Origin of the sequence: Methylotenera versatilis 301 (assembly GCF_000093025.1) — a bacterium.
Classification (GTDB): domain Bacteria; phylum Pseudomonadota; class Gammaproteobacteria; order Burkholderiales; family Methylophilaceae; genus Methylotenera; species Methylotenera versatilis.
The window spans coordinates 1741666-1760315 of the sequence record NC_014207.1 but is presented as its reverse complement, the minus strand read 5'-3'; the positions used below and the strand labels follow the sequence as shown (position 1 = coordinate 1760315).

Genomic DNA, 18650 nt, shown 5'->3' with positions numbered 1-18650 from the left:
GGCTCACCGTTGCCTTGGCGCACAATAGTGACTGAACTTACTCTACTCTCTGCTCAGCCAACTCTTTCAAATACTGTTCAACATCCCATTCGCAGCCGCCGCAGCCTGAAAGGGCGCCAGACCAATTGGAAATAGCTTCCATATCCATGCCTTCATTAAACAGTTTTTTAATTTTGGCGCGCGTAGTGCCACTGCATGTGCAGATGACTTCATCGTCTAAGTTATCGTCTTGAGTGGTCATGATGTAATCGTTTAAGCTTTTAGAAGCACAATCACTGCGCCGCTGCCGCCATCTTGTTTTTTAGCTTCGGCGTAGGCAATGACTTCATCTTTTTGCATTAGCCAGCCGCGCAGTTTGTGTTTTAGCACAGGTTCGCGGTTGCGAGAGCCTAAGCCTTTGCCATGCACGATGCGCACGCAGCGGATGCCGCGTTTTTTGCAATCGCTGATAAAGGTAGAAACATAGAGCCTTGCTTCATCGCTAATTAAGCCATGTAAGTCAATTTTGGCTTGAATTACCCAATGTCCGCGGCGTAGTTTGCTTAGAATGTCAGGCGAGTGGCCATCACGCAGGTAAAGTAGCTCTTCACCTGTTTCAATTTCATGGGCTGGAATGTAATGGTCAGATAATGAGTCAACAAGGGCTTGTTGTTCATCGCGGATAAATTGCAGTGGGATGGGCTTTGGTTTTAGTTTGTATTCATCTTTTGGTGGCGCGGTAAAAGGTTTGACGTCTTTTACCGCGTCACGAAAAACTGAGGCTTCATCAGCTATTTTTTCTCTGATTTCTTTTGCAGCATTTTGTTCAGCTAGTTTCTGTGCTGCCTCTGCTTGTTTTAAACGCTTTTTTGCGCTTAAAAGCTTATTTGTCGAGGTATCGTTCAGCATCTAGCGCAGCCATGCAACCTGAACCAGCGCTGGTAACCGCTTGGCGATAAATATGATCTTGCACATCACCTGCGGCAAACACACCGGGAACGCTAGTTGCAGTAGCATTGCCGCCACGACCCATTTGCGTGATGATGTAACCACCTTCCATATCGAGTTGGCCTTCGAAAATGTCAGTATTTGGTTTGTGACCAATCGCAATAAATACGCCTTGTAGCGCTATATCTTTAGTGGTGCCGTCATTCACGTTTTTGATGCGCATGCCAGTCACGCCAGTGTTGTCGCCTAGCACTTCATCTAGCGTGTTGAATGTTTCTAAGACGATTTTGCCTTCAGCCACACGCGCCATTAATTTATCAACCAAAATCGCTTCAGCTTTAAACTTATCACGACGGTGTACCAAGGTGACTTTGCTTGCGATGTTAGCCAAATACAAAGCTTCTTCAACAGCCGTATTTCCGCCACCAATCACTGCAACTTCTTGATTGCGGTAGAAGAAGCCATCGCAAGTCGCACATGCTGAAACACCTTTGCCTGAGAAAGCTTCTTCACTTGGCAAACCTAAATACTTAGCTGAGGCGCCTGTAGCAATAATCAAGGCATCACAAGTATATTCGCCACTATCGCCTACTAAACGGATAGGCTTTTCAGTCAAATGCGTCGTGTGGATATGGTCAAAAATCATTTCGGTATTAAAGCGCTCAGCATGCTTTTGAAAGCGCTCCATCAACTCTGGGCCTTGCACGCCATCGGCATCAGCAGGCCAGTTGTCGACCTCAGTGGTCGTCATCAATTGACCACCTTGTGCAATGCCTGTGATGAGTACAGGTTTAAGATTCGCGCGGGCGGCATATACCGCAGCAGAGTAACCTGCAGGGCCAGAGCCTAAAATGAGTAGTTTGACGTGACGTGTTGCCATGTTGTATTGCTTTCTTTAATAAGTGTTGTTTGAGCTATATTGGGTTTATTGGCTTATTTTTCAAGCAAGCTGCGTAGCATCCAACCTGTTTTTTCATGCAACTGCAGACGTTGCGTTAACAAATCTTTGGTTGCTTCGTCTGAAGCTGCATCTGCTGCAGGAAACACACTGCGTGCTGTGCGACAAACTGCTTCATGACCTGCTACCAATTCTGCAATCATGTCTTGCGCTTTCGGCACTGATTCAGACTCTTTAATAGACGATAGTTTTGCAAAATCACGGTACGTACCAGGCGCGTAAACGTCTAATGCGCGTATACGTTCTGCCACTAAATCTACAGCTAATGCAAGCTCGGTATATTGTGCTTCAAACATCAAATGCAGGGTGTTAAACATTGGCCCTGTCACATTCCAGTGGAAATAATGCGTCTTTAGATACAAGGTATATGTATCCGCCAAAAGGTGTGATAAACCTTTAGCAATCGCTTTTCTATCTTTCTCTTTGATGCCGATATCCATGATGGTTTCCTTAGTAGAAATGTAAGTGTAGATAGGTTTAGAATTAGATTAGTATTGTATTAGCTACCAAGCGACTTTGATACTGCTATAATTAAATTTGACGTTAAAAATTTGTAAGGTTCGACTATCTTGTTTTTCAAAAAATCAACTCCTGTCAATGCTCGCCGTGAGGCAGAAGTGAGCCAGTCGCATGTGATAGGCACAACGCTGATTAAAGAAGCTTGGTGGCTAATTTTAGTATTAGCAGGGCTTTTTATTACGGTGATTCTATTTACTTATCATCGTGAAGATCCATCTTGGTTTAACTTATCTACGAACAATACGCTAATACATAATGCTGGTGGCTATGTAGGTGCAAAGATTTCTGCATTATTACTGTTTTTATTTGGTCTTTCAGCTTGGTGGTGGGCGATTCTGGCGTTCTATGCCATGTGGCTTGTTTACCTAAAATTAGAAGCGGTTAACCAAAGTGAAAGACCATTTTTGCTGTTTAATTTTATTGGATTTGCTTTATTACTTGTAGCTTCATGTGCATTGGAGGCTGGACATATTGTTAACTTGCCAGCAATGTTGCCAGATGCGCGTGGCGGCATGCTAGGCACAGCCTTGGATACTGGTTTACGTAGCCTGTTTGGCTACACGGGTTCTAGTATGTTGCTGTTAGTAATGTTTGTAGTGGGCTTTAGCTTATTTACTGGCTGGTCGTGGATTATGATCACTGAGAAATTGGGCGGCGCAATCATTTCAAGCTATGAATACCTAAAATTCAAATGGCAAGATAGACAAGATAGGCAAGCTGGCAAAGTAGTTGAGCAAGAACGTACTGAGTTTGTACAAACCGAGCGTAAACGTGTTGAAGCACGTGAGCCAGTATTTATTGAGCCACCAGTTTTAGAAGTCGCAAAAAGTGAGCGTGTACAAAAAGAGAAGCAGGCGCCGTTATTTGACTCTATGCCAGACTCAGCGCTGCCACCTTTGCATTTGCTTGATGATCCTTCTGGCATGGTCGAGCTTCCGTCAGCTGAAACTCTAGACTTTACATCGCGCTTAATTGAACGCAAATTAATGGACTTCGGCATTGAAGTTAAAGTGCTCACGGCACAGCCTGGCCCTGTGATTACTCGATTTGAGTTAGAACCTGCCGCTGGCGTAAAAGGTAGCCAAGTCACTAATTTAATTAAAGATTTAGCGCGCGCACTTTCTGTTGTGAGTGTGCGTTTAGTTGAAACGATTCCGGGCAAAACCTGTATGGGTTTAGAGATCCCTAACCCTAAACGCCAAATTGTCTATTTATCTGAAATTATGGGCAGCCAAGCTTATGCCGATGTGAAGTCACCACTGGCAATTTCACTTGGTAAAGATATTTCGGGCAAACCTGTGGTGGCCGATTTGGCAAAGATGCCGCACGTGCTGGTTGCGGGTACTACGGGTTCAGGTAAGTCTGTGGCGATTAATGCGCTTATTTTAAGCTGGTTGTATAAGGCTGATGCTAGTCAAGTGCGTATGATTTTAATCGACCCAAAAATGCTTGAGCTCTCCGTCTATGAAGGTATTCCGCATTTACTAGCCCCTGTGGTGACCGATATGCGTCAAGCTGCAAATGCGCTTAATTGGTGTGTGGCTGAGATGGAGCGCCGTTATAAATTGATGTCTAGTTTAGGTGTACGTAATCTAGCGGGTTACAATCAAAAAATTAGAGATGCGGAAAAAACAGGTGAAAAAATACCGCATCCATTTAGCTTAACGCCAGATGATCCTGAACCATTAATGGAAATGCCGTTGATTGTGGTGGTGATTGATGAGTTGGCAGATTTAATGATGGTGGTAGGCAAGAAGGTGGAGGAGTTGATTGCCCGTTTAGCACAAAAAGCACGCGCATCTGGTATTCATTTGGTGCTTGCGACGCAGCGTCCATCTGTGGACGTGATTACAGGCTTGATTAAAGCCAACGTGCCTACGCGAATTTCTTTTCAAGTTTCCAGCAAAATTGACTCGCGTACCATATTAGATCAAATGGGCGCGGAAGCCTTATTGGGGCAGGGTGATATGTTGTATATGCCACCTGGCACAGGTTACCCTGTGCGTATCCACGGCGCATTTGTGTCTGATCAAGAAGTGCACAAGGTGGTGAACTACCTCAAAGCGCAAGGTGAACCAAACTATATTGAGGGTATCCTAAGTAATGAGGCTGAAGAGGGCGGTGCAGACTTTGCTGATAGCGGCTCCAGCTCGAGCGGTGGTTCAGAGGTTGATCCGCTCTATGATGAAGCTGTTGGCATTGTACTTAAAACTCGCCGCGCCAGCATTTCAGGCGTGCAGCGTCAATTGCGCATCGGTTATAACCGTGCTGCGCGACTCATAGAAGACATGGAACGTGCAGGCCTAGTATCAGCCATGCAGAGCAATGGTAATCGTGAAGTATTAGTGCCGCATCACGATTCCTAAATACATCCAAAAAAGCAAATAAGGAATTAAATGAATAAATTAAAAGCTGCATTATTGAGCTGTCTGTTAATACTGCCGTTAGCCGCTAATGCCGATGGCGTGTCTAGCCTTAAAAAGTTTTATGATGAAACACACGCGGTTAAAGCGGATTTTCATCAAATCGTCACGGATAAACAAGGGCAGAAAATTCAAGAAGTCTATGGTGAAATGCAGTTAAAACGTCCGAATAAATTTAGGTGGGATTATCATAAGCCGTTTGAACAGCAAATCATCAGTGACGGCAAGCAAGTGTGGCTGTACGATACAGAGTTGGCGCAAGTTTCAGTGCGTGAGTTAAGTAAAGCGCTAGGCTCAAGCCCTGCAGCACTCTTAGCAGGTGACGATAGCCTAGATAAAAACTTTAAGTTAGTAAATGCATTTCGTAAAGATGGTCTTGATTGGGTAAGTACGAATCCTAAAGATTCTGATACTGGCTTTAATAAAATATCATTAGCTTTTAAAAATGATGTGTTGCAAGAAATGGACATGATAGACAGCTTTGGCCATCAAACCAAAATCTTATTTAGCAACGTCGTGCATAATCCTGTGATTGAGCCAAAGAGCTTTTTATTCAAGCCACCACCTGGCGTTGATGTTGTTGGTGAGTAATAATCCCGTGCCGCAAACAAATGAATACTGCGTTGTATGGTTCTTGCCGTGCCATTTGCACTCTTCGCCTTGTCTTCATTTGATTGAGTCTCGTAATAGGCTCATTGCATTTTGACTAACTTATTCACACCAAATCAGCCAGAAGCGCCGCTAGCCGAGCGCTTGCGCCCTAAAACTCTTGATGAAGTGGTTGGGCAGTCGCACTTATTGGCCGCTAACAAACCACTGAGGCTGGCATTTCAATCGGGCAAGTTGCCCTCCATGATTTTGTGGGGACCACCTGGTGTAGGCAAAACAACTTTAGCCCGATTAATTGCCAATACCGCAGAGGCTGATTTCATCCCTATTTCTGCCGTATTATCGGGCATTAAAGACATTCGTGAGGCTGTAGAGCGCGCTGAGCTTATCTTGCAGCAACATGGTCGTAAAACTATATTGTTTGTGGATGAAGTGCATCGCTTTAACAAAGGACAGCAAGATGCATTCTTGCCGTTTGTAGAAAGTGGCTTAATCACTTTTATTGGTGCAACCACTGAAAATCCCTCATTTGAAGTAAACAGCGCTTTATTAAGCCGTGCGCAGGTTTTTGTACTCAATGCCTTATCTGAGGCTGAGTTATCGTTGTTACTAGATCGCGCTCAGCAATTAGTTGCTGAAAATGTCAAACTTGCTGACGACGTTCGCGAACAAGTGTTGGCTTATGCCGATGGCGATGCAAGACGCTTACTGAACTTTGTTGAAGGCTTATTTAATGCTGCTGAAGGTGCTGGCGTCACCGAGATTGATGAAGCCTTTTTGCAGACCACCATGGCGAGCAAGTTACGCAGATTCGATAAAGGCGGCGAAGCGTTTTACGACCAGATTTCCGCGTTACATAAATCTGTACGTGGCTCAAACCCAGATGCAGCTTTGTACTGGTTCTTACGCATGATAGATGGCGGTGCAGATCCCTTATACTTAGGTCGACGCATCGTTCGTATGGCCATTGAAGATATTGGCTTAGCGGATCCGCGCGCGCAAGGCATGGCAATTGAAGCTTGCCAGATTTACGAGCGACTAGGTTCGCCAGAAGGTGAGCTGGCGTTATCTAATGTGGTGATTTATTTGGCTGTTGCACCTAAAAGTAATGCCGCATATAACGCCTACAATCAAGCTAAAGCCTTTGTCGCACAAGATAAATCACGCCCAGTACCATTGCACTTAAGAAATGCGCCAACCAAGCTGATGAAAGCCTTAGATTACGGCAAAGAATACCGCTATGCACATCATGAACCAGAAGCCTATGCTGCAGGCGTGGATTATTTTCCAGATGATTTGCATGATAAAAATACCGTTCCGCAATTTTATATGCCCACACCGCGTGGCTTAGAAGGTAAAATTACGGAAAAATTGGCGCACTTAAGGGATTTGGATAAGCGCGAACTTGCAAAAAAAGCTAAAAAATAGAAATTTAGAAAATAGAGAATAAATATGTTAGATATACAAGCGTTAAGAACTGATTTGGACGGCGTTGTTAGCCAATTAAAAGCGCGTGGATTTGAGTTTGATTCAGCCAGTTTTACAACCTTAGAAAACGAGCGTAAAACCGTACAAACTCGCACGCAAGAGCTACAAGCTAAACGTAATAACACCTCTAAACAAATCGGCATCGCTAAATCTAAAGGTGAAGACGTGAGCGCCATCATGGCAGAAGTTGCGGGCTTCGGTGACCAATTAAAAGCCGATGAAGCACGATTGATTGAGTTGCAAGCTAGCTTACAGAACTTACTGCTAAATGTACCAAATCTACCGCATTCAAGCGTGCCATCAGGAAAATCAGAGGCTGATAACATAGAAGTGCGTAAAGTTGGAACGCCGCGTACATTTGATTTTGAAGTGAAAGATCATGCCGATGTCGGCACGCCATTAGGTTTGGATTTCGATACTGGTACTAAGCTTTCAGGCACGCGTTTTACCTTAATGCGTGGACAAATCGCAAAAATGCATCGTGCTTTAGCGCAGTTTATGTTGAATACTCAAACTGAACAACATGGCTATGAGGAATGCTATACGCCGTATTTGGTGAACGCAGAAACGCTAACGGGTACTGGTCAGTTGCCAAAGTTTGAAGAAGATTTATTCAGCTTACAGCACAATGACAGTAAGCTTTATCTAATCCCAACATCAGAAGTTACACTCACCAATACAGTACGCGATGAAATCGTACCTTTAGAATCATTGCCAATCAAGCTAACAGCGCACACGCCTTGCTTCCGTTCTGAAGCAGGTTCTTATGGTCGCGATACTAAAGGCATGATACGTCAGCATCAGTTTGATAAAGTCGAGATGGTGCAAATCGTACATCCTGATACCAGTTATGCAGCGCTTGAAGAGATGGTAGGGCATGCGGAAAATATCTTGAAAGCGCTAGGCTTACCATATCGTGTGGTTTCACTCTGCACAGGTGATATGGGTTTTGGCGCAGCTAAAACTTACGATTTAGAAGTGTGGCTGCCTGCACAAAATACTTATCGTGAGATTTCATCTGTTTCAAACTGCGAAGCATTTCAAGCACGGCGTTTACAAGCACGTTTTAGAAACGAAAACGGCAAACCCGAGTTAGTGCATACGCTGAATGGTTCTGGTTTGGCAGTAGGGCGTACCTTGGTGGCAGTGCTAGAAAATTATCAAAATGCAGATGGTAGCGTGACCGTGCCAGAGGTATTAAGACCATACATGAACGGTTTAGAAAAGCTGACTATTTCTAAATAAACTTAATCAGCCTGCGCAATTTTAAATGTATTGCTGTTAGGTGTATGGCTAGGTTGGTAACGCTCTAAAATGCGCTGATAGCTACGGATAGACTCAACAAAAATCACGGGTGCGCCACCACTGGCGTAGCCGTATTTGAGTGTGGTGTAGTATTCTGGGTCATTTAGCATGACCAGCGTCTTTTTAATATCCGCCCAACGGTCTGGGTTTAAATTCAAACGTTTAGCCAGCACTCTGGCATCTTCAACATGCGCATAGCCAATGTTATAAGCCGCTAAAGCCATATACGTGCGGTCTGGTTCTGGAATGCGTTCTGGTACCGTTTCTATCATCTTTACAATGTATTTGGCGCCTGCTGGCACGCTTTGTTTTGGATCCAGCCTGTCAGTCACACCCATTAAGTCTGCGGTACTTTCCGTGAGCATCATTAAACCGCGCACGCCAGTGGGCGAAGTATTAAATGTATTCCAGTGCGATTCACGATAGCTCACGGCTGCAAGTAAGCGCCAATCAATGCCTGTAGTTTCTTGCGCTTGTTTGAATAGATGTTGGTATTTAGGCAGCAGGCTATTTGATAGCTTAAGGAAAGCCGTAATGTCTTGTGTATTCAATCGGTTACTGCTGCCGTAGTAACGGTCTAACAAATTACGTAATGTGCCATCTTTGCGGATCTGCTCAAAGAATTTATTTACCTTTTTAACCAGTTGCGGGTCAGCATTTTTTGGCAAAGCCCAAGCAATATTTTCTGGCTTGCCTAAGGCCATACCCACAGACAAGTTCGGGTAATAGTTTTGCATCATGGCAACCAAATGACTATCTGCAATTGTGAAATCTAAAACGCCATTTGCTACTTGGTCTAACAGTAGTTCAGAGTTGGTTTGGCGTAAAGCTTGCCATTTTAATTTGGGTTGATCTTTTTGAATCTCGCTAAGGCGCTCGGCAAAGCTTGTACCTACTGGTACCGCAATGGTTTTGTCCACTATTGCGGCTAAATTTCTCGGCTTATCATTAGTTTCGTTATCGTAAATAAGCTGCTGTTGGGTTTCTTGATACGGCTTGGAAAATTGGACAAGCTCTTTTCTAAGACGCGTCACAGAGAGGTTAGCAGCGGCAATATTTGCCTGACCTTTAAGTAGCGTAGGGATGACTTCGCTGATGCTGTTGACCAATAAAAACTTGATTTGATACTCTGGAGCGTACTTCTTTACAAACAAAGTCGCTAAGTCATATTCGATGCCAGCATATTCATTATCACCATTGAGATAGTAAGTAGCAGGGCCATTATGTGTGACAAAAACCAGCTCATGACTATTCAGTGCCGCCTGCTTCTTTGCGTTGTTTGCTTGTTTTGATTGATTATTGGATGAATCGCAAGCCGTTATGAACAAGCTAATCAACACAAAAAAAGACAAGCGCATCAAATGGCTAAACTGAATAGCACTTGTTTTACTGTATATACGCATCGCGTAAATTAAATCCAACGCTCGCTTACAAGACCGTTGGCTGCAATAAATACCGCATCTGTTAAGCCATAAAAAATACCATGTTCAACAACACCAGGCGTATTGCTGATTAAATCATTCAGTGTTTTAGCATCTAGTGATCTATCAAACGTCATGTCGAGCACATAACTGCCGTGAGAGGTCACCCAAAAACCATCTTTTGCTGCGTTAGGTCGTAAGTTGCCTTTTGCACCTGCTGCCTCTAGGCTTTTCTTAGTGAGTTGCCAAGCAAATGGAATAACCTCAATTGGGATCACAAAGTTCTGGCCAATATGACTTACAAGCTTGCTTTCATCAGCCACAGCAATAAACTTGCTAGCGGCTCTGGCAAGCAATTTCTCTTTAACCAAGTCACTGCCTCGACCTTTAAGCAAAGTCATGTCAGGCGTGATTTCATCCGCACCATCAACATATAAATCGATGCTGCTGATCTGTTCTAAAGCGACGATAGGTAAGTTAAGTGATTGTGCGGTGATGGCACTGATCGTTGAGCTGGCTACGGTAGTGACTTTTAGACCTTCTTCACGCTGCAATCGTGCGAGCTCTTCTATGAAATAATTGGCTGTAGAGCCAGTGCCTAAACCAACAAGCATGCCACTTTTAACGTACTTTGCGGCCTGTAAAGCGACCATTTGTTTGTCGTTCATTACATTCTCCAACCATTTTTTACTAGATTTATTACTCTAGATTTATTTTCGAGTGACTTGGTATATTAACGTGAATATGTTCTTTTGGACATAAAAAAAGGGAGCTCGTTTGCTCCCTAATTGTAAATTTTCTCTTAGAAAAAATTATTGATGCATTATTTCAATACACGATTTCTGTATTCGCCAGTACGTGTATCGATTTCAATTTTGTCGCCTTGTGCGCAAAATAACGGTACTGGGAATTCAAAACCAGAAGCAATTTTAGCCGGTTTCATTACTTTACCTGATGTATCGCCTTTAACTGCTGGCTCAGTGTAAGTAATTTCACGAACCACTGTTGTTGGTAGCTCTACAGAGATTGGTTTCTCATTGTAAAACCGAATATCAACAGCCATGCCATCTTCAAGGTAAGGAAGCGCGTCAGCCATGAACTCAGCATCTACATCATACTGGTTGTAGTCTGCGTCCATGAATACATAGCTAGGGTCAGCAAAGTAAGAATAAGTGGCTTCTTTTTTCTCAAGTACAACCACTTCAAATTTGTCGCCAGCGCCGTAGATAGTTTCGCTAGGCGTGTCTGTTAACAAATTTTTAAATTTCATTTTTACCACAGCTGTGCTGCGGCCAGATTTAGTGTATTCGGCTTTAACTACGACCAATGGGTCACTGCCGACCATAATAACGTTACCGGCGCGAAGTTCTTGAGCTGTTTTCATGAGATTGCCTTACTGATTGAAATTGGTTAAATAATAAAGTCGCGAATTATACCTTAACTCACAATTTTTGCAAAAAAATCACCAACTTAGAGGCTAGGTCATTTTGTGTCGCTAATTGACTTGCTTTGGTGAAGGTAAATGACTTTGTGGTATTAAGGGTATCTAAATAGTTTTGCCATATGTCGGTTGTGATATTGCCCATAACCCAAGCTGAATGTATCTTATAGACAGCAGCTTTGACATGAGACTCGCAGTCTGCGTAAAACAAATCCAAGAAAGCATTTAGTTTGGTCACGTGAGTATTTTCTGTTTGTAAATAAGGCTGCCAGATAAAGGGCTTGCCTGCCCAAATAGCGCGTATCCAGCTATCTTCACCACGTACAAAATTGATGTCACAACCCGCAAGTAACTGGTCGTATTCTGCTTGGCTTAAAAATGGCACTACATGTAAATTTAGATTTTTTTTATTGAGTATAGAGCCCGTTTCAATGGCATTTATTTTAAAAAAATCAGCAACCTGAGGCAAAATGCTACTTGCTGGTATATGGCAATCTACGCGTTGATTTGATTCTGCCATGGCATTAAGTAAGTCAGCTATGGGCGCATGCGGGTAGCAGAATAGAGATACTTTTATTGCGTCGCTTTCCGGTGGCTGCTGACTTGCAATCAGCTGATTTTTTTGAAAAATATCAGCTTCACGAATCAAGCCGCCCGTGGCTTCGGTAAAGCCTGGAAAGAAGAAATGTCGTGCTGGTTTGGTATTGTTGGAGCTTCTCGCATGGAACTCCGCCACCCAAGATTCAGCAGATAAATACTCCAAATTTACCCATATTGTATTGCCTTGCATTGCAGCCAGATAGTTGGCAGGAAGCTCACAACTAAAAGTTTCTAAGGCAACATCTGCAGGCTGAATAGTATCTGCGCTTTGCCAATTGAGAATTTCAACATGGTTGATGACTTGAGAATTGAGTTCGCAATTTAAATCAGGAATGATGTGACTTGCGACTGCTAAATCATCAATGAATAACCTAACCTGTAAATTGTGTTCATGCGCTAATTGCTGACTGAGGCGCCAGCACACGCCAATATCGCCAAAATTATCTACGATACGGCAAAAAACATCCCAGCGTTTAGCTACGTGTTGGTTCATTTGGTGCTGACTCAGCTGGGCGGATTGTATTGAACGTCGATGATTTCGTATTCTTCTTCGCCAGCGGGTACGCTGACTTTCACTATATCGCCAATTTGTTTGCCAAGTAGGGCGCGAGCCAGTGGAGAAACCCAGCTAATGTAGCCTAGTGACGGTTGTAACTCATCTTTACCAACGATACGGTAAGTGTGTTCAGTGTCGTCTTTAAGCGAAAATAAGGTCACCCATGCGCCGAAGAATACTTTCTCTAAACCTTGCTGTGCGGCGGGATCTACAATAACCGCTAAATCCATACGTTGCATTAAAAAACGTAAGCGGCTATCGATTTGTCGCAAGCGTCTTTTACCGTAGATATAATCGCCGTTTTCACTCCTATCACCATTGCCTGCAGCCCAAGAAACCACTTTGACTAGTGCGGGTCGCTCAACTTTGAGTAACTCGGTAAACTCAGCCTCAATTGCCGCGTGGCCTTCTGGGGTGATGTAATTCTTTTCGTCTGATACTGGTTTCTTTTGCAAAGGTTATTTCTCTAAAACACTAATGTTTTTAACAAAGTACGCTGTTTCGCCAAAGCAAGAGCTTGGAATACCTTTATGCTCTTCATAGCTAAGTTTTACACGTTTTCCCAATGAGTCATTGACCATTTTTGCGATCGCATCGTCTTTAACCGTAAAAAGAAACTTTTCAGCTTGAGTACCCGGCATTGAGACTAGAACGATTTCACCTTCCCAAGTTTTGCATACATAACCCTTTAGCGAGAATTTTTGTACGTAGCCTGCGCGCTCGCCGGAAGAGTAAACCCAGTTTACGCTTGCCCAAGTGTACAGTGCAAAAAGAGTAATCGGGATAATCACTATCCACGCGACATACTTTAATAAACTTTTTAAATTACTGAACATAAGTGACCTTAAAATTTGCTGAGAAAATGTGTTGAGATTAGTGTAATCAAGATAAAATCAGATAATACCTGTTCAGACATTTTTCTGAAACGTGTATTTAGCCAATTCAAATCCACCAAGTGTTGAGGTCAAGCATGAGTCACAATAATAACAATCAGCCATTAGCTAATGAAGATACGCCTGTCGCACCAACGCTTAAAGAGGCTTTTTGGTATTGGTTAAAGCTCGGTTTTATTAGTTTTGGTGGGCCAGCAGGGCAAATTTCTATTATGCATCACGATTTGGTAGAGAAAAAACGCTGGATTTCTGAAAAGCGTTTTCTACACGCATTAAATTATTGTATGGTGTTGCCAGGTCCTGAAGCCCAGCAGCTAGCCACTTACATAGGCTGGCTGATGCATCGCACTTGGGGTGGGTTGATTGCAGGTTGCCTGTTTGTATTGCCTTCGCTATTTATTCTAATTGCCCTTACCTATGTTTACTTGCGGTTCGGTAGCCAGCCTTTGGTTGCAGGCGTAATGTACGGCATTAAACCTGCGGTGGTAGCGATTGTGCTATTTGCCGCTTATAGAATTGGCAGCCGTGCTTTAAAAAATAAATGGTTATGGTTGATTTCTCTAGCTGCTTTCGTGGCGATAGCTTTATTCAGGTTACCTTTTCCATTAATCGTGTTGTTTGCAGCTTTAATAGGTTATATAGGTGGTAAATACTCACCCGCTACATTTATTGCAGGCCGTGGGCATCAGGCTTCTGAAAAAAGCTATGGTAAGGCCGTGATTGATGATAATACGCCTACCCCAGCGCATGCAAAATTCAACTTCCAACATTTACTTAAGGTGTTTGTGGTGGGCATCGCTTTATGGATACTCGCGATGATTTTGTTAATGTTGGTATATGGCTGGCAAGCGACACTCACGCAAATGGGTTGGTTCTTCACCAAGGCGGCTTTGCTCACTTTTGGCGGCGCTTATGCGGTATTACCTTATGTGTATCAAGGAGCGGTTGACCATTATCATTGGCTTACGGCCACGCAAATGATAGATGGCTTAGCCTTGGGTGAAACTACACCAGGCCCACTTATTATGGTGGTTGCGTTTGTAGGCTTTGTGGGTGGTTGGACGCAACATGTTTTTGGTGTTGATAGCCTTTTGCTATCAGGTGTCGTAGCTGCTAGCGTGGTTACATTTTTTACGTTTCTACCATCATTTTTATTTATCTTTTTGGGCGCACCACTGATTGAAAGCACACAAAACAACTTAAAGTTTACTGCGCCCCTTACTGCCATTACAGCGGCTGTGGTAGGGGTGATTTTAAGTTTGGCCTTATTTTTTGCCGTACATGTTTTTATGCCTAATCAATCTGTAATGCATATAGATTGGATTGCGTTAGCCTTAGCTATAGTGGGTTTTATGGCACTGTTTAAGTTTAAAGTCAGTATTATTAAGCTGATTCTGGCGTATTCTTTGATTGGGCTTATGTTAAGTTTTATCTGAATGAAGAACGAAATTGCAGTTGTCTAGTCAGAAATATGGTTGTTAACTTTAATTAAAATCATAATTTAGACACAAATTTTACTAGGCGATTTCACATGAAAAAAACTCTAATTTCAGCTCTACTATTTGGAGCATCACATATGGCTAATGCTGCTTGTTTAGATCTTTACAACCATCAACTCACAACGTTGCAAGGCGAGAAAATAAATCTGTGTGATTATCAGGATAAGCCTATTTTAGTCGTGAACACGGCGAGTAAATGTGGTTTCACACCACAGTTTGAAGCGCTTGAAAGTTTGTATAGCCAATATAAAAGCAAAGGCTTGTTGGTGATAGGTTTTCCTTCTAATGATTTTAGGCAAGAGCCTGGGAACGATAAGCAAATCGGTGATTTCTGCAAATTAACTTATGCGGTGAAGTTTCCTATGATGACTAAAAGCTCTGTTACAGGTGCAAATGCCAACCCATTTTATAAGCAGTTAATCGCTAAAACAGGCCAAGAGCCGCAATGGAATTTTTATAAATATGTGATTCTGCCAGGTGGTAAAAATGTGTACGCTTACAGTAGCGAAGTAACACCAGAGTCCGCTGAGATTTTAGGTAAGATAAAACCAGGTTTGAAATAACCGCAAGTTTGAAAGATCAATAAAAAAGGCGCATTGAGCGCCTTTTTTTGTAGCTAATTTTATGAAACAGATTTTTTAAACGTGTTTACGCGTTTTTTCCATAATGATAGCGGAGAGCTCTTCAACTGAGCGACTGGTTGAATCTGCCCAAGTAATGCCAGCGCTCCGCATCAAATCTTCAGCTGTCGCAATCTCTTTACGGCAGTTATCTAGTGATGCATAAAAACTACCAGACCTGCGCTCATTGCGCACCGCATGAAGGCGCTCTGGCTTAATGGTGAGACCAAATATCTTGTCTAAATGTTTATGCAGCACAGCAGGCAAAGAACCTCGTTCAAAGTCTTCTGGAATCAATGGGTAGTTAGCTGCTTTAATACCAAACTGCATTGCAAGGTAAACGCTAGTAGGGGTTTTGCCGCAACGCGACACGCCGATTAGTATGACTTGTGCCTCTTCTAACCCAGAGTTAGTCATGCCGTCATCATGGTTCAGTGTGAAGTTAACAGCTTCCATTCGGTCATTGTATTTGGTACCCATCACACTATGTGCAATACCCGCACCTGTCAGAGGTTGCTGATCCAACTCTAAGCCTAGTGGGTCGATAAACGTATTAAACAGGTCAATGAAGTAAGCGTTAGATTGCTTTAAGGTATTGCGTAACTCTATGTTACCTAAAGACATAATCACCACTGGGCGACCGCCATCTTCTTCAGCCGCATTTAGAATATCTTCTTGCGCTTGTTTGATTTTATCTAAGGTATCAGAGAAAGGTAAGCGCACTTGGGTAAAATTGGTCCCTGGAAAATGTTCCAGTAACTTACCCAAGGCGCCTGCTGTAATACCAGTACCATCTGAAATGAAAAATACAGTGCGTTTTAGCATTACAGCAACCTTTTTTGTTTTAACTAGTTATTTTTTTGTCAGTCTTTGCCAAGTGCTTACCACTGTGTCTGGGTTTAATGACATTGATTGGATGCCCTCAGCCACTAACCATTCCGCAAAGTCAGGGTGGTCAGATGGGCCTTGACCGCAAATACCTACGTATTTACCTAGACGGTTGCAGGTATGTATCGCCATTTTGATGAGCTCTTTCACTGCGTCGTTACGTTCGTCAAAGCCGTCAGCCAAAATGCCTGAGTCACGGTCCATACCCAATGTAAGCTGGGTAAGGTCGTTAGAGCCGATTGAGAAGCCGTCAAAATAATGAAGGAATTGTTCAGCTAATATGGCATTTGATGGGATTTCGCACATCATAATTAAACGCAGGCCATTTTGACCACGTTTAAGACCATTCGCCGCCATGATTTCAGTCACGGCTTTGGCTTCAGCAAGCGTACGTACAAATGGGATCATTAGCTCAACGTTGGTTAATCCCATTTCATCACGTACTTTTTTCATGGCTGTACATTCCATAGCGAAGCACTCTTTAAAGTCTTCTGCCATGTAACGCGCTGCGCCACGGAAGCCAATCATTGGGTTCTCTTCATCTGGTTCGTAAATCTCGCCACCAACCAATTTTTTATACTCATTTGATTTGAAATCAGAAGTACGCACAATCACTGGTTTTGGATAGAATGCTGCAGCAATAGTTGCCACGCCTTCAGCCACTTTATCAATGTAGAATTGTTTAGGTGAAGCGTAGCCGCGAGCGCGATTCTTAATTGTTTTTTGTATAGCTTGTGGCATCGCATCAACGTTTAATATGGCTTTCGGGTGTATGCCAACCATATTGTTAATCACGAACTCTAAACGCGCTAAACCTACACCGTCATTTGGTGTTTTTGCAAAACCAAACGCCATGTCTGGGTTGCCAACGTTCATCATGATTTTGCAAGGTGCTGGAGGAAGTGATGCGGTCGCTTGGCTGCTAACATCAAATTCAATTGCACCATGGTATACAAAACCTGATTCACCTTCAGCGCATGAAACTGTAACGATTTCACCTTCACGTAATACATCAGTTGCATTAACAGAGCCTACAATCGCTGGAATACCAAGTTCGCGAGCGATAATCGCCGCATGGCAAGTACGGCCACCACGATTGGTGACCAAAGCACTAGCGCGCTTCATCACAGGCTCCCAGTTAGGGTCTGTCATGTCGGCAACTAGTACATCACCTGGTTGTACCAAGTGCATATCTGCTGGATCTAGCACAATACGTACAGGACCAACGCCAACTTTTTGCGTCACAGCGCGACCAACGACTAATGGTTTTTCGCTATGTTTGTTTAATTTGAAAGTCTCAGTCACATTGTTTAATGACTCTTGTGATTTCACCGTTTCAGGACGCGCTTGCAGAATATATAGCTTGTTATCAACGCCGTTTTTGCCCCATTCAATATCCATTGGGCAGCCATAATGCGCTTCAATCGTCATGGCGTAACGTGCTAATTCAAGCACATCTTCATTTGATAATGAATAACGATCGCTATCAGCAGAGTCAACCTCAATCGTGTGCGTACTTTTGCCTGCACGTGTTGCATCTGAGAATACCATTTTGATAAGTTTAGAGCCCATCGTGCGGCGCACGATAGATGGTTTGCCAAGTGCTAGCGTTGGTTTGTGCACATAGAACTCGTCAGGGTTCACTGCACCTTGCACCACAGTTTCGCCTAAACCATATGATGAAGTGATAAACACAACATCTTTAAAGCCTGACTCAGTGTCAATCGTGAACATCACGCCTGCACAGCCAATATCACTACGCACCATTTGCTGCACACCAGCTGATAGCGCTACATCTGCATGAATAAAGCCTTTATGAACGCGGTATGAAATCGCGCGGTCATTGTATAAAGAAGCAAACACTTCTTTAATCGCGTGCAGAATATTATCTAAACCTTGGATGTTTAAAAATGATTCTTGCTGACCAGCAAATGAAGCGTCCGGTAAGTCTTCTGCCGTTGCAGATGAACGCACGGCGAAAGTTGCGCCGTTGCCAGATTTAGCTGTGAGCAATTCATAGTTTTCAGCGATTGCTTTGTCTAACGCGGCTGGGAAGGGCGCTGCCATAATCCAGTCACGCACTTGTTTGCCGCAAATGGCAAGGGCTTGTGTGTCATCCACATTCAAAGCATCAAGTGCTGCGTTAATTTTAACGTCTAAACCATTTTGCGCTAAAAACTCACGATACGCATCTGCTGTGGTTGCAAAGCCAGTTGGCACGCGCACGCCTTTTGCTGATAGCTGCGAAATCATCTCGCCTAACGAAGCGTTTTTACCGCCGACTGAAGGTACGTCTATATTTCTGAGATTTTCAAATGGAATAACGTGGACTGACATGATAGTTCCTTAGATGTTCGAACGGGAGATTTAATTTTGGTTTAATATTTAGGTTACATTTTGCCTAAATAACGAAGCGCTGTCACCTGAAAATAAGCGCTTGAGGCTAAAAAGTTTAATTGGTGCTTGTCTTTACGCACCAAATTGCATGACTGTCAGCTAAAAT

18 protein-coding genes are annotated in these 18650 nt (G+C 43.2%); 6 read left to right on the top strand and 12 right to left on the bottom strand.

Annotation, left to right across the window (positions count from 1 at the left end; translation table 11 throughout):
- Nucleotides 1–37: 37 nt before the first annotated feature.
- The 4 genes from M301_RS08035 to M301_RS08020 are packed head-to-tail and all read right to left on the bottom strand — an operon-like array spanning nucleotide 38 to nucleotide 2325.
- Nucleotides 38–241 (bottom strand): (2Fe-2S)-binding protein, encoded by a 204-nt coding sequence (locus M301_RS08035; protein WP_013148267.1) that lies wholly within the window; start codon nucleotides 239–241, stop codon nucleotides 38–40.
- Between the two features lie 11 nt (nucleotides 242–252).
- Complete coding sequence (locus M301_RS08030; RefSeq protein WP_013148266.1) at nucleotides 253–888, bottom strand: Smr/MutS family protein; 636 nt, start codon at nucleotides 886–888, stop codon at nucleotides 253–255.
- Nucleotides 863–1807, bottom strand: coding sequence for a thioredoxin-disulfide reductase (gene trxB, locus M301_RS08025; protein WP_013148265.1), 945 nt, complete (start codon nucleotides 1805–1807; stop codon nucleotides 863–865). Before trxB ends, M301_RS08030 begins: the two co-directional genes overlap by 26 nt.
- A 53-nt stretch (nucleotides 1808–1860) precedes the next feature.
- Nucleotides 1861–2325: a Dps family protein gene (locus tag M301_RS08020; protein ID WP_013148264.1), complete on the bottom strand. Its 465-nt coding sequence runs from the start codon at nucleotides 2323–2325 to the stop codon at nucleotides 1861–1863.
- Nucleotides 2326–2454: 129 nt separating this feature from the next.
- Here M301_RS08020 and M301_RS14775 point away from each other — a divergent pair, with 129 nt between their 5' ends.
- From M301_RS14775 to serS, 4 genes are all read left to right on the top strand, one after another.
- Nucleotides 2455–4770 (top strand): DNA translocase FtsK, encoded by a 2316-nt coding sequence (locus M301_RS14775; RefSeq protein ID WP_013148263.1) that lies wholly within the window; start codon nucleotides 2455–2457, stop codon nucleotides 4768–4770.
- 30 nt (nucleotides 4771–4800) lie between these two features.
- Nucleotides 4801–5418 (top strand): outer membrane lipoprotein periplasmic chaperone LolA, encoded by a 618-nt coding sequence (lolA, locus tag M301_RS08010; protein WP_013148262.1) that lies wholly within the window; start codon nucleotides 4801–4803, stop codon nucleotides 5416–5418.
- Between the two features lie 111 nt (nucleotides 5419–5529).
- On the top strand, nucleotides 5530–6864 hold the full coding sequence (locus M301_RS08005) for a replication-associated recombination protein A (protein WP_013148261.1): 1335 nt from the start codon (nucleotides 5530–5532) through the stop codon (nucleotides 6862–6864).
- 24 nt (nucleotides 6865–6888) lie between these two features.
- Nucleotides 6889–8169, top strand: a complete 1281-nt coding sequence (gene serS / locus M301_RS08000; RefSeq protein ID WP_013148260.1) for a serine--tRNA ligase — start codon at nucleotides 6889–6891, stop codon at nucleotides 8167–8169.
- A gap of 2 nt (nucleotides 8170–8171) precedes the next feature.
- Here the strand turns inward: serS and mltF are convergent, their stop codons facing one another.
- From mltF to M301_RS07970, 6 genes are all read right to left on the bottom strand, one after another.
- Nucleotides 8172–9587: a membrane-bound lytic murein transglycosylase MltF gene (mltF, locus tag M301_RS07995; RefSeq protein ID WP_013148259.1), complete on the bottom strand. Its 1416-nt coding sequence runs from the start codon at nucleotides 9585–9587 to the stop codon at nucleotides 8172–8174.
- Nucleotides 9588–9640: 53 nt separating this feature from the next.
- Nucleotides 9641–10318 (bottom strand): ribose-5-phosphate isomerase RpiA, encoded by a 678-nt coding sequence (rpiA, locus tag M301_RS07990; RefSeq protein ID WP_013148258.1) that lies wholly within the window; start codon nucleotides 10316–10318, stop codon nucleotides 9641–9643.
- A 155-nt stretch (nucleotides 10319–10473) separates the two neighbouring features.
- Nucleotides 10474–11034, bottom strand: coding sequence for an elongation factor P (gene efp / locus M301_RS07985; RefSeq protein ID WP_013148257.1), 561 nt, complete (start codon nucleotides 11032–11034; stop codon nucleotides 10474–10476).
- Nucleotides 11035–11092: 58 nt separating this feature from the next.
- Nucleotides 11093–12184, bottom strand: a complete 1092-nt coding sequence (gene earP, locus M301_RS07980; protein ID WP_013148256.1) for an elongation factor P maturation arginine rhamnosyltransferase EarP — start codon at nucleotides 12182–12184, stop codon at nucleotides 11093–11095.
- Between the two features lie 11 nt (nucleotides 12185–12195).
- Nucleotides 12196–12702, bottom strand: coding sequence for a transcription elongation factor GreB (gene greB, locus M301_RS07975; RefSeq protein WP_013148255.1), 507 nt, complete (start codon nucleotides 12700–12702; stop codon nucleotides 12196–12198).
- A 3-nt stretch (nucleotides 12703–12705) separates the two neighbouring features.
- Nucleotides 12706–13083, bottom strand: a complete 378-nt coding sequence (locus M301_RS07970) for a hypothetical protein (protein ID WP_013148254.1) — start codon at nucleotides 13081–13083, stop codon at nucleotides 12706–12708.
- 134 nt (nucleotides 13084–13217) lie between these two features.
- Here M301_RS07970 and chrA point away from each other — a divergent pair, with 134 nt between their 5' ends.
- Together chrA and M301_RS07960 are read left to right on the top strand one after the other, a co-directional pair.
- Nucleotides 13218–14576 carry a chromate efflux transporter gene (gene chrA, locus M301_RS07965; protein WP_013148253.1) on the top strand — a complete coding sequence of 453 codons (1359 nt, stop codon included), beginning with the start codon at nucleotides 13218–13220 and terminating at the stop codon, nucleotides 14574–14576.
- A gap of 95 nt (nucleotides 14577–14671) precedes the next feature.
- The gene (locus tag M301_RS07960) at nucleotides 14672–15202 is read left to right on the top strand and encodes a glutathione peroxidase (protein WP_013148252.1); all 531 of its coding nucleotides are present in this window, start codon (nucleotides 14672–14674) and stop codon (nucleotides 15200–15202) included.
- 75 nt (nucleotides 15203–15277) lie between these two features.
- Here M301_RS07960 and M301_RS07955 read toward each other — a convergent pair whose 3' ends face one another.
- A complete protein-coding gene (locus tag M301_RS07955) occupies nucleotides 15278–16084 on the bottom strand; it encodes a pyruvate, water dikinase regulatory protein (protein WP_013148251.1) in 807 nt (268 codons plus the stop codon).
- Nucleotides 16085–16111: 27 nt separating this feature from the next.
- On the bottom strand, nucleotides 16112–18484 hold the full coding sequence (gene ppsA, locus M301_RS07950; protein ID WP_013148250.1) for a phosphoenolpyruvate synthase: 2373 nt from the start codon (nucleotides 18482–18484) through the stop codon (nucleotides 16112–16114).
- Nucleotides 18485–18650 lie beyond the last annotated feature (166 nt).

What these genes read in the sequence shown, in the direction of transcription:
- trxB (WP_013148265.1), bottom strand. Translation starts at nt 1,807, where the DNA reads ATGGCAACACGTCACGTCAAACTACTCATTTTAGGCTCTGGCCCTGCA.
- M301_RS07970 (WP_013148254.1), bottom strand. Translation starts at nt 13,083, where the DNA reads ATGTTCAGTAATTTAAAAAGTTTATTAAAGTATGTCGCGTGGATAGTG.
- chrA (WP_013148253.1), top strand. Translation starts at nt 13,218, where the DNA reads ATGAGTCACAATAATAACAATCAGCCATTAGCTAATGAAGATACGCCT.
- earP (WP_013148256.1), bottom strand. Translation starts at nt 12,184, where the DNA reads ATGAACCAACACGTAGCTAAACGCTGGGATGTTTTTTGCCGTATCGTA.
- efp (WP_013148257.1), bottom strand. Translation starts at nt 11,034, where the DNA reads ATGAAAACAGCTCAAGAACTTCGCGCCGGTAACGTTATTATGGTCGGC.
- M301_RS08030 (WP_013148266.1), bottom strand. Translation starts at nt 888, where the DNA reads ATGCTGAACGATACCTCGACAAATAAGCTTTTAAGCGCAAAAAAGCGT.
- M301_RS08020 (WP_013148264.1), bottom strand. Translation starts at nt 2,325, where the DNA reads ATGGATATCGGCATCAAAGAGAAAGATAGAAAAGCGATTGCTAAAGGT.
- M301_RS07960 (WP_013148252.1), top strand. Translation starts at nt 14,672, where the DNA reads ATGAAAAAAACTCTAATTTCAGCTCTACTATTTGGAGCATCACATATG.
- serS (WP_013148260.1), top strand. Translation starts at nt 6,889, where the DNA reads ATGTTAGATATACAAGCGTTAAGAACTGATTTGGACGGCGTTGTTAGC.
- lolA (WP_013148262.1), top strand. Translation starts at nt 4,801, where the DNA reads ATGAATAAATTAAAAGCTGCATTATTGAGCTGTCTGTTAATACTGCCG.
- rpiA (WP_013148258.1), bottom strand. Translation starts at nt 10,318, where the DNA reads ATGAACGACAAACAAATGGTCGCTTTACAGGCCGCAAAGTACGTTAAA.
- ppsA (WP_013148250.1), bottom strand. Translation starts at nt 18,484, where the DNA reads ATGTCAGTCCACGTTATTCCATTTGAAAATCTCAGAAATATAGACGTA.
- M301_RS08035 (WP_013148267.1), bottom strand. Translation starts at nt 241, where the DNA reads ATGACCACTCAAGACGATAACTTAGACGATGAAGTCATCTGCACATGC.
- M301_RS07955 (WP_013148251.1), bottom strand. Translation starts at nt 16,084, where the DNA reads ATGCTAAAACGCACTGTATTTTTCATTTCAGATGGTACTGGTATTACA.
- mltF (WP_013148259.1), bottom strand. Translation starts at nt 9,587, where the DNA reads ATGCGCTTGTCTTTTTTTGTGTTGATTAGCTTGTTCATAACGGCTTGC.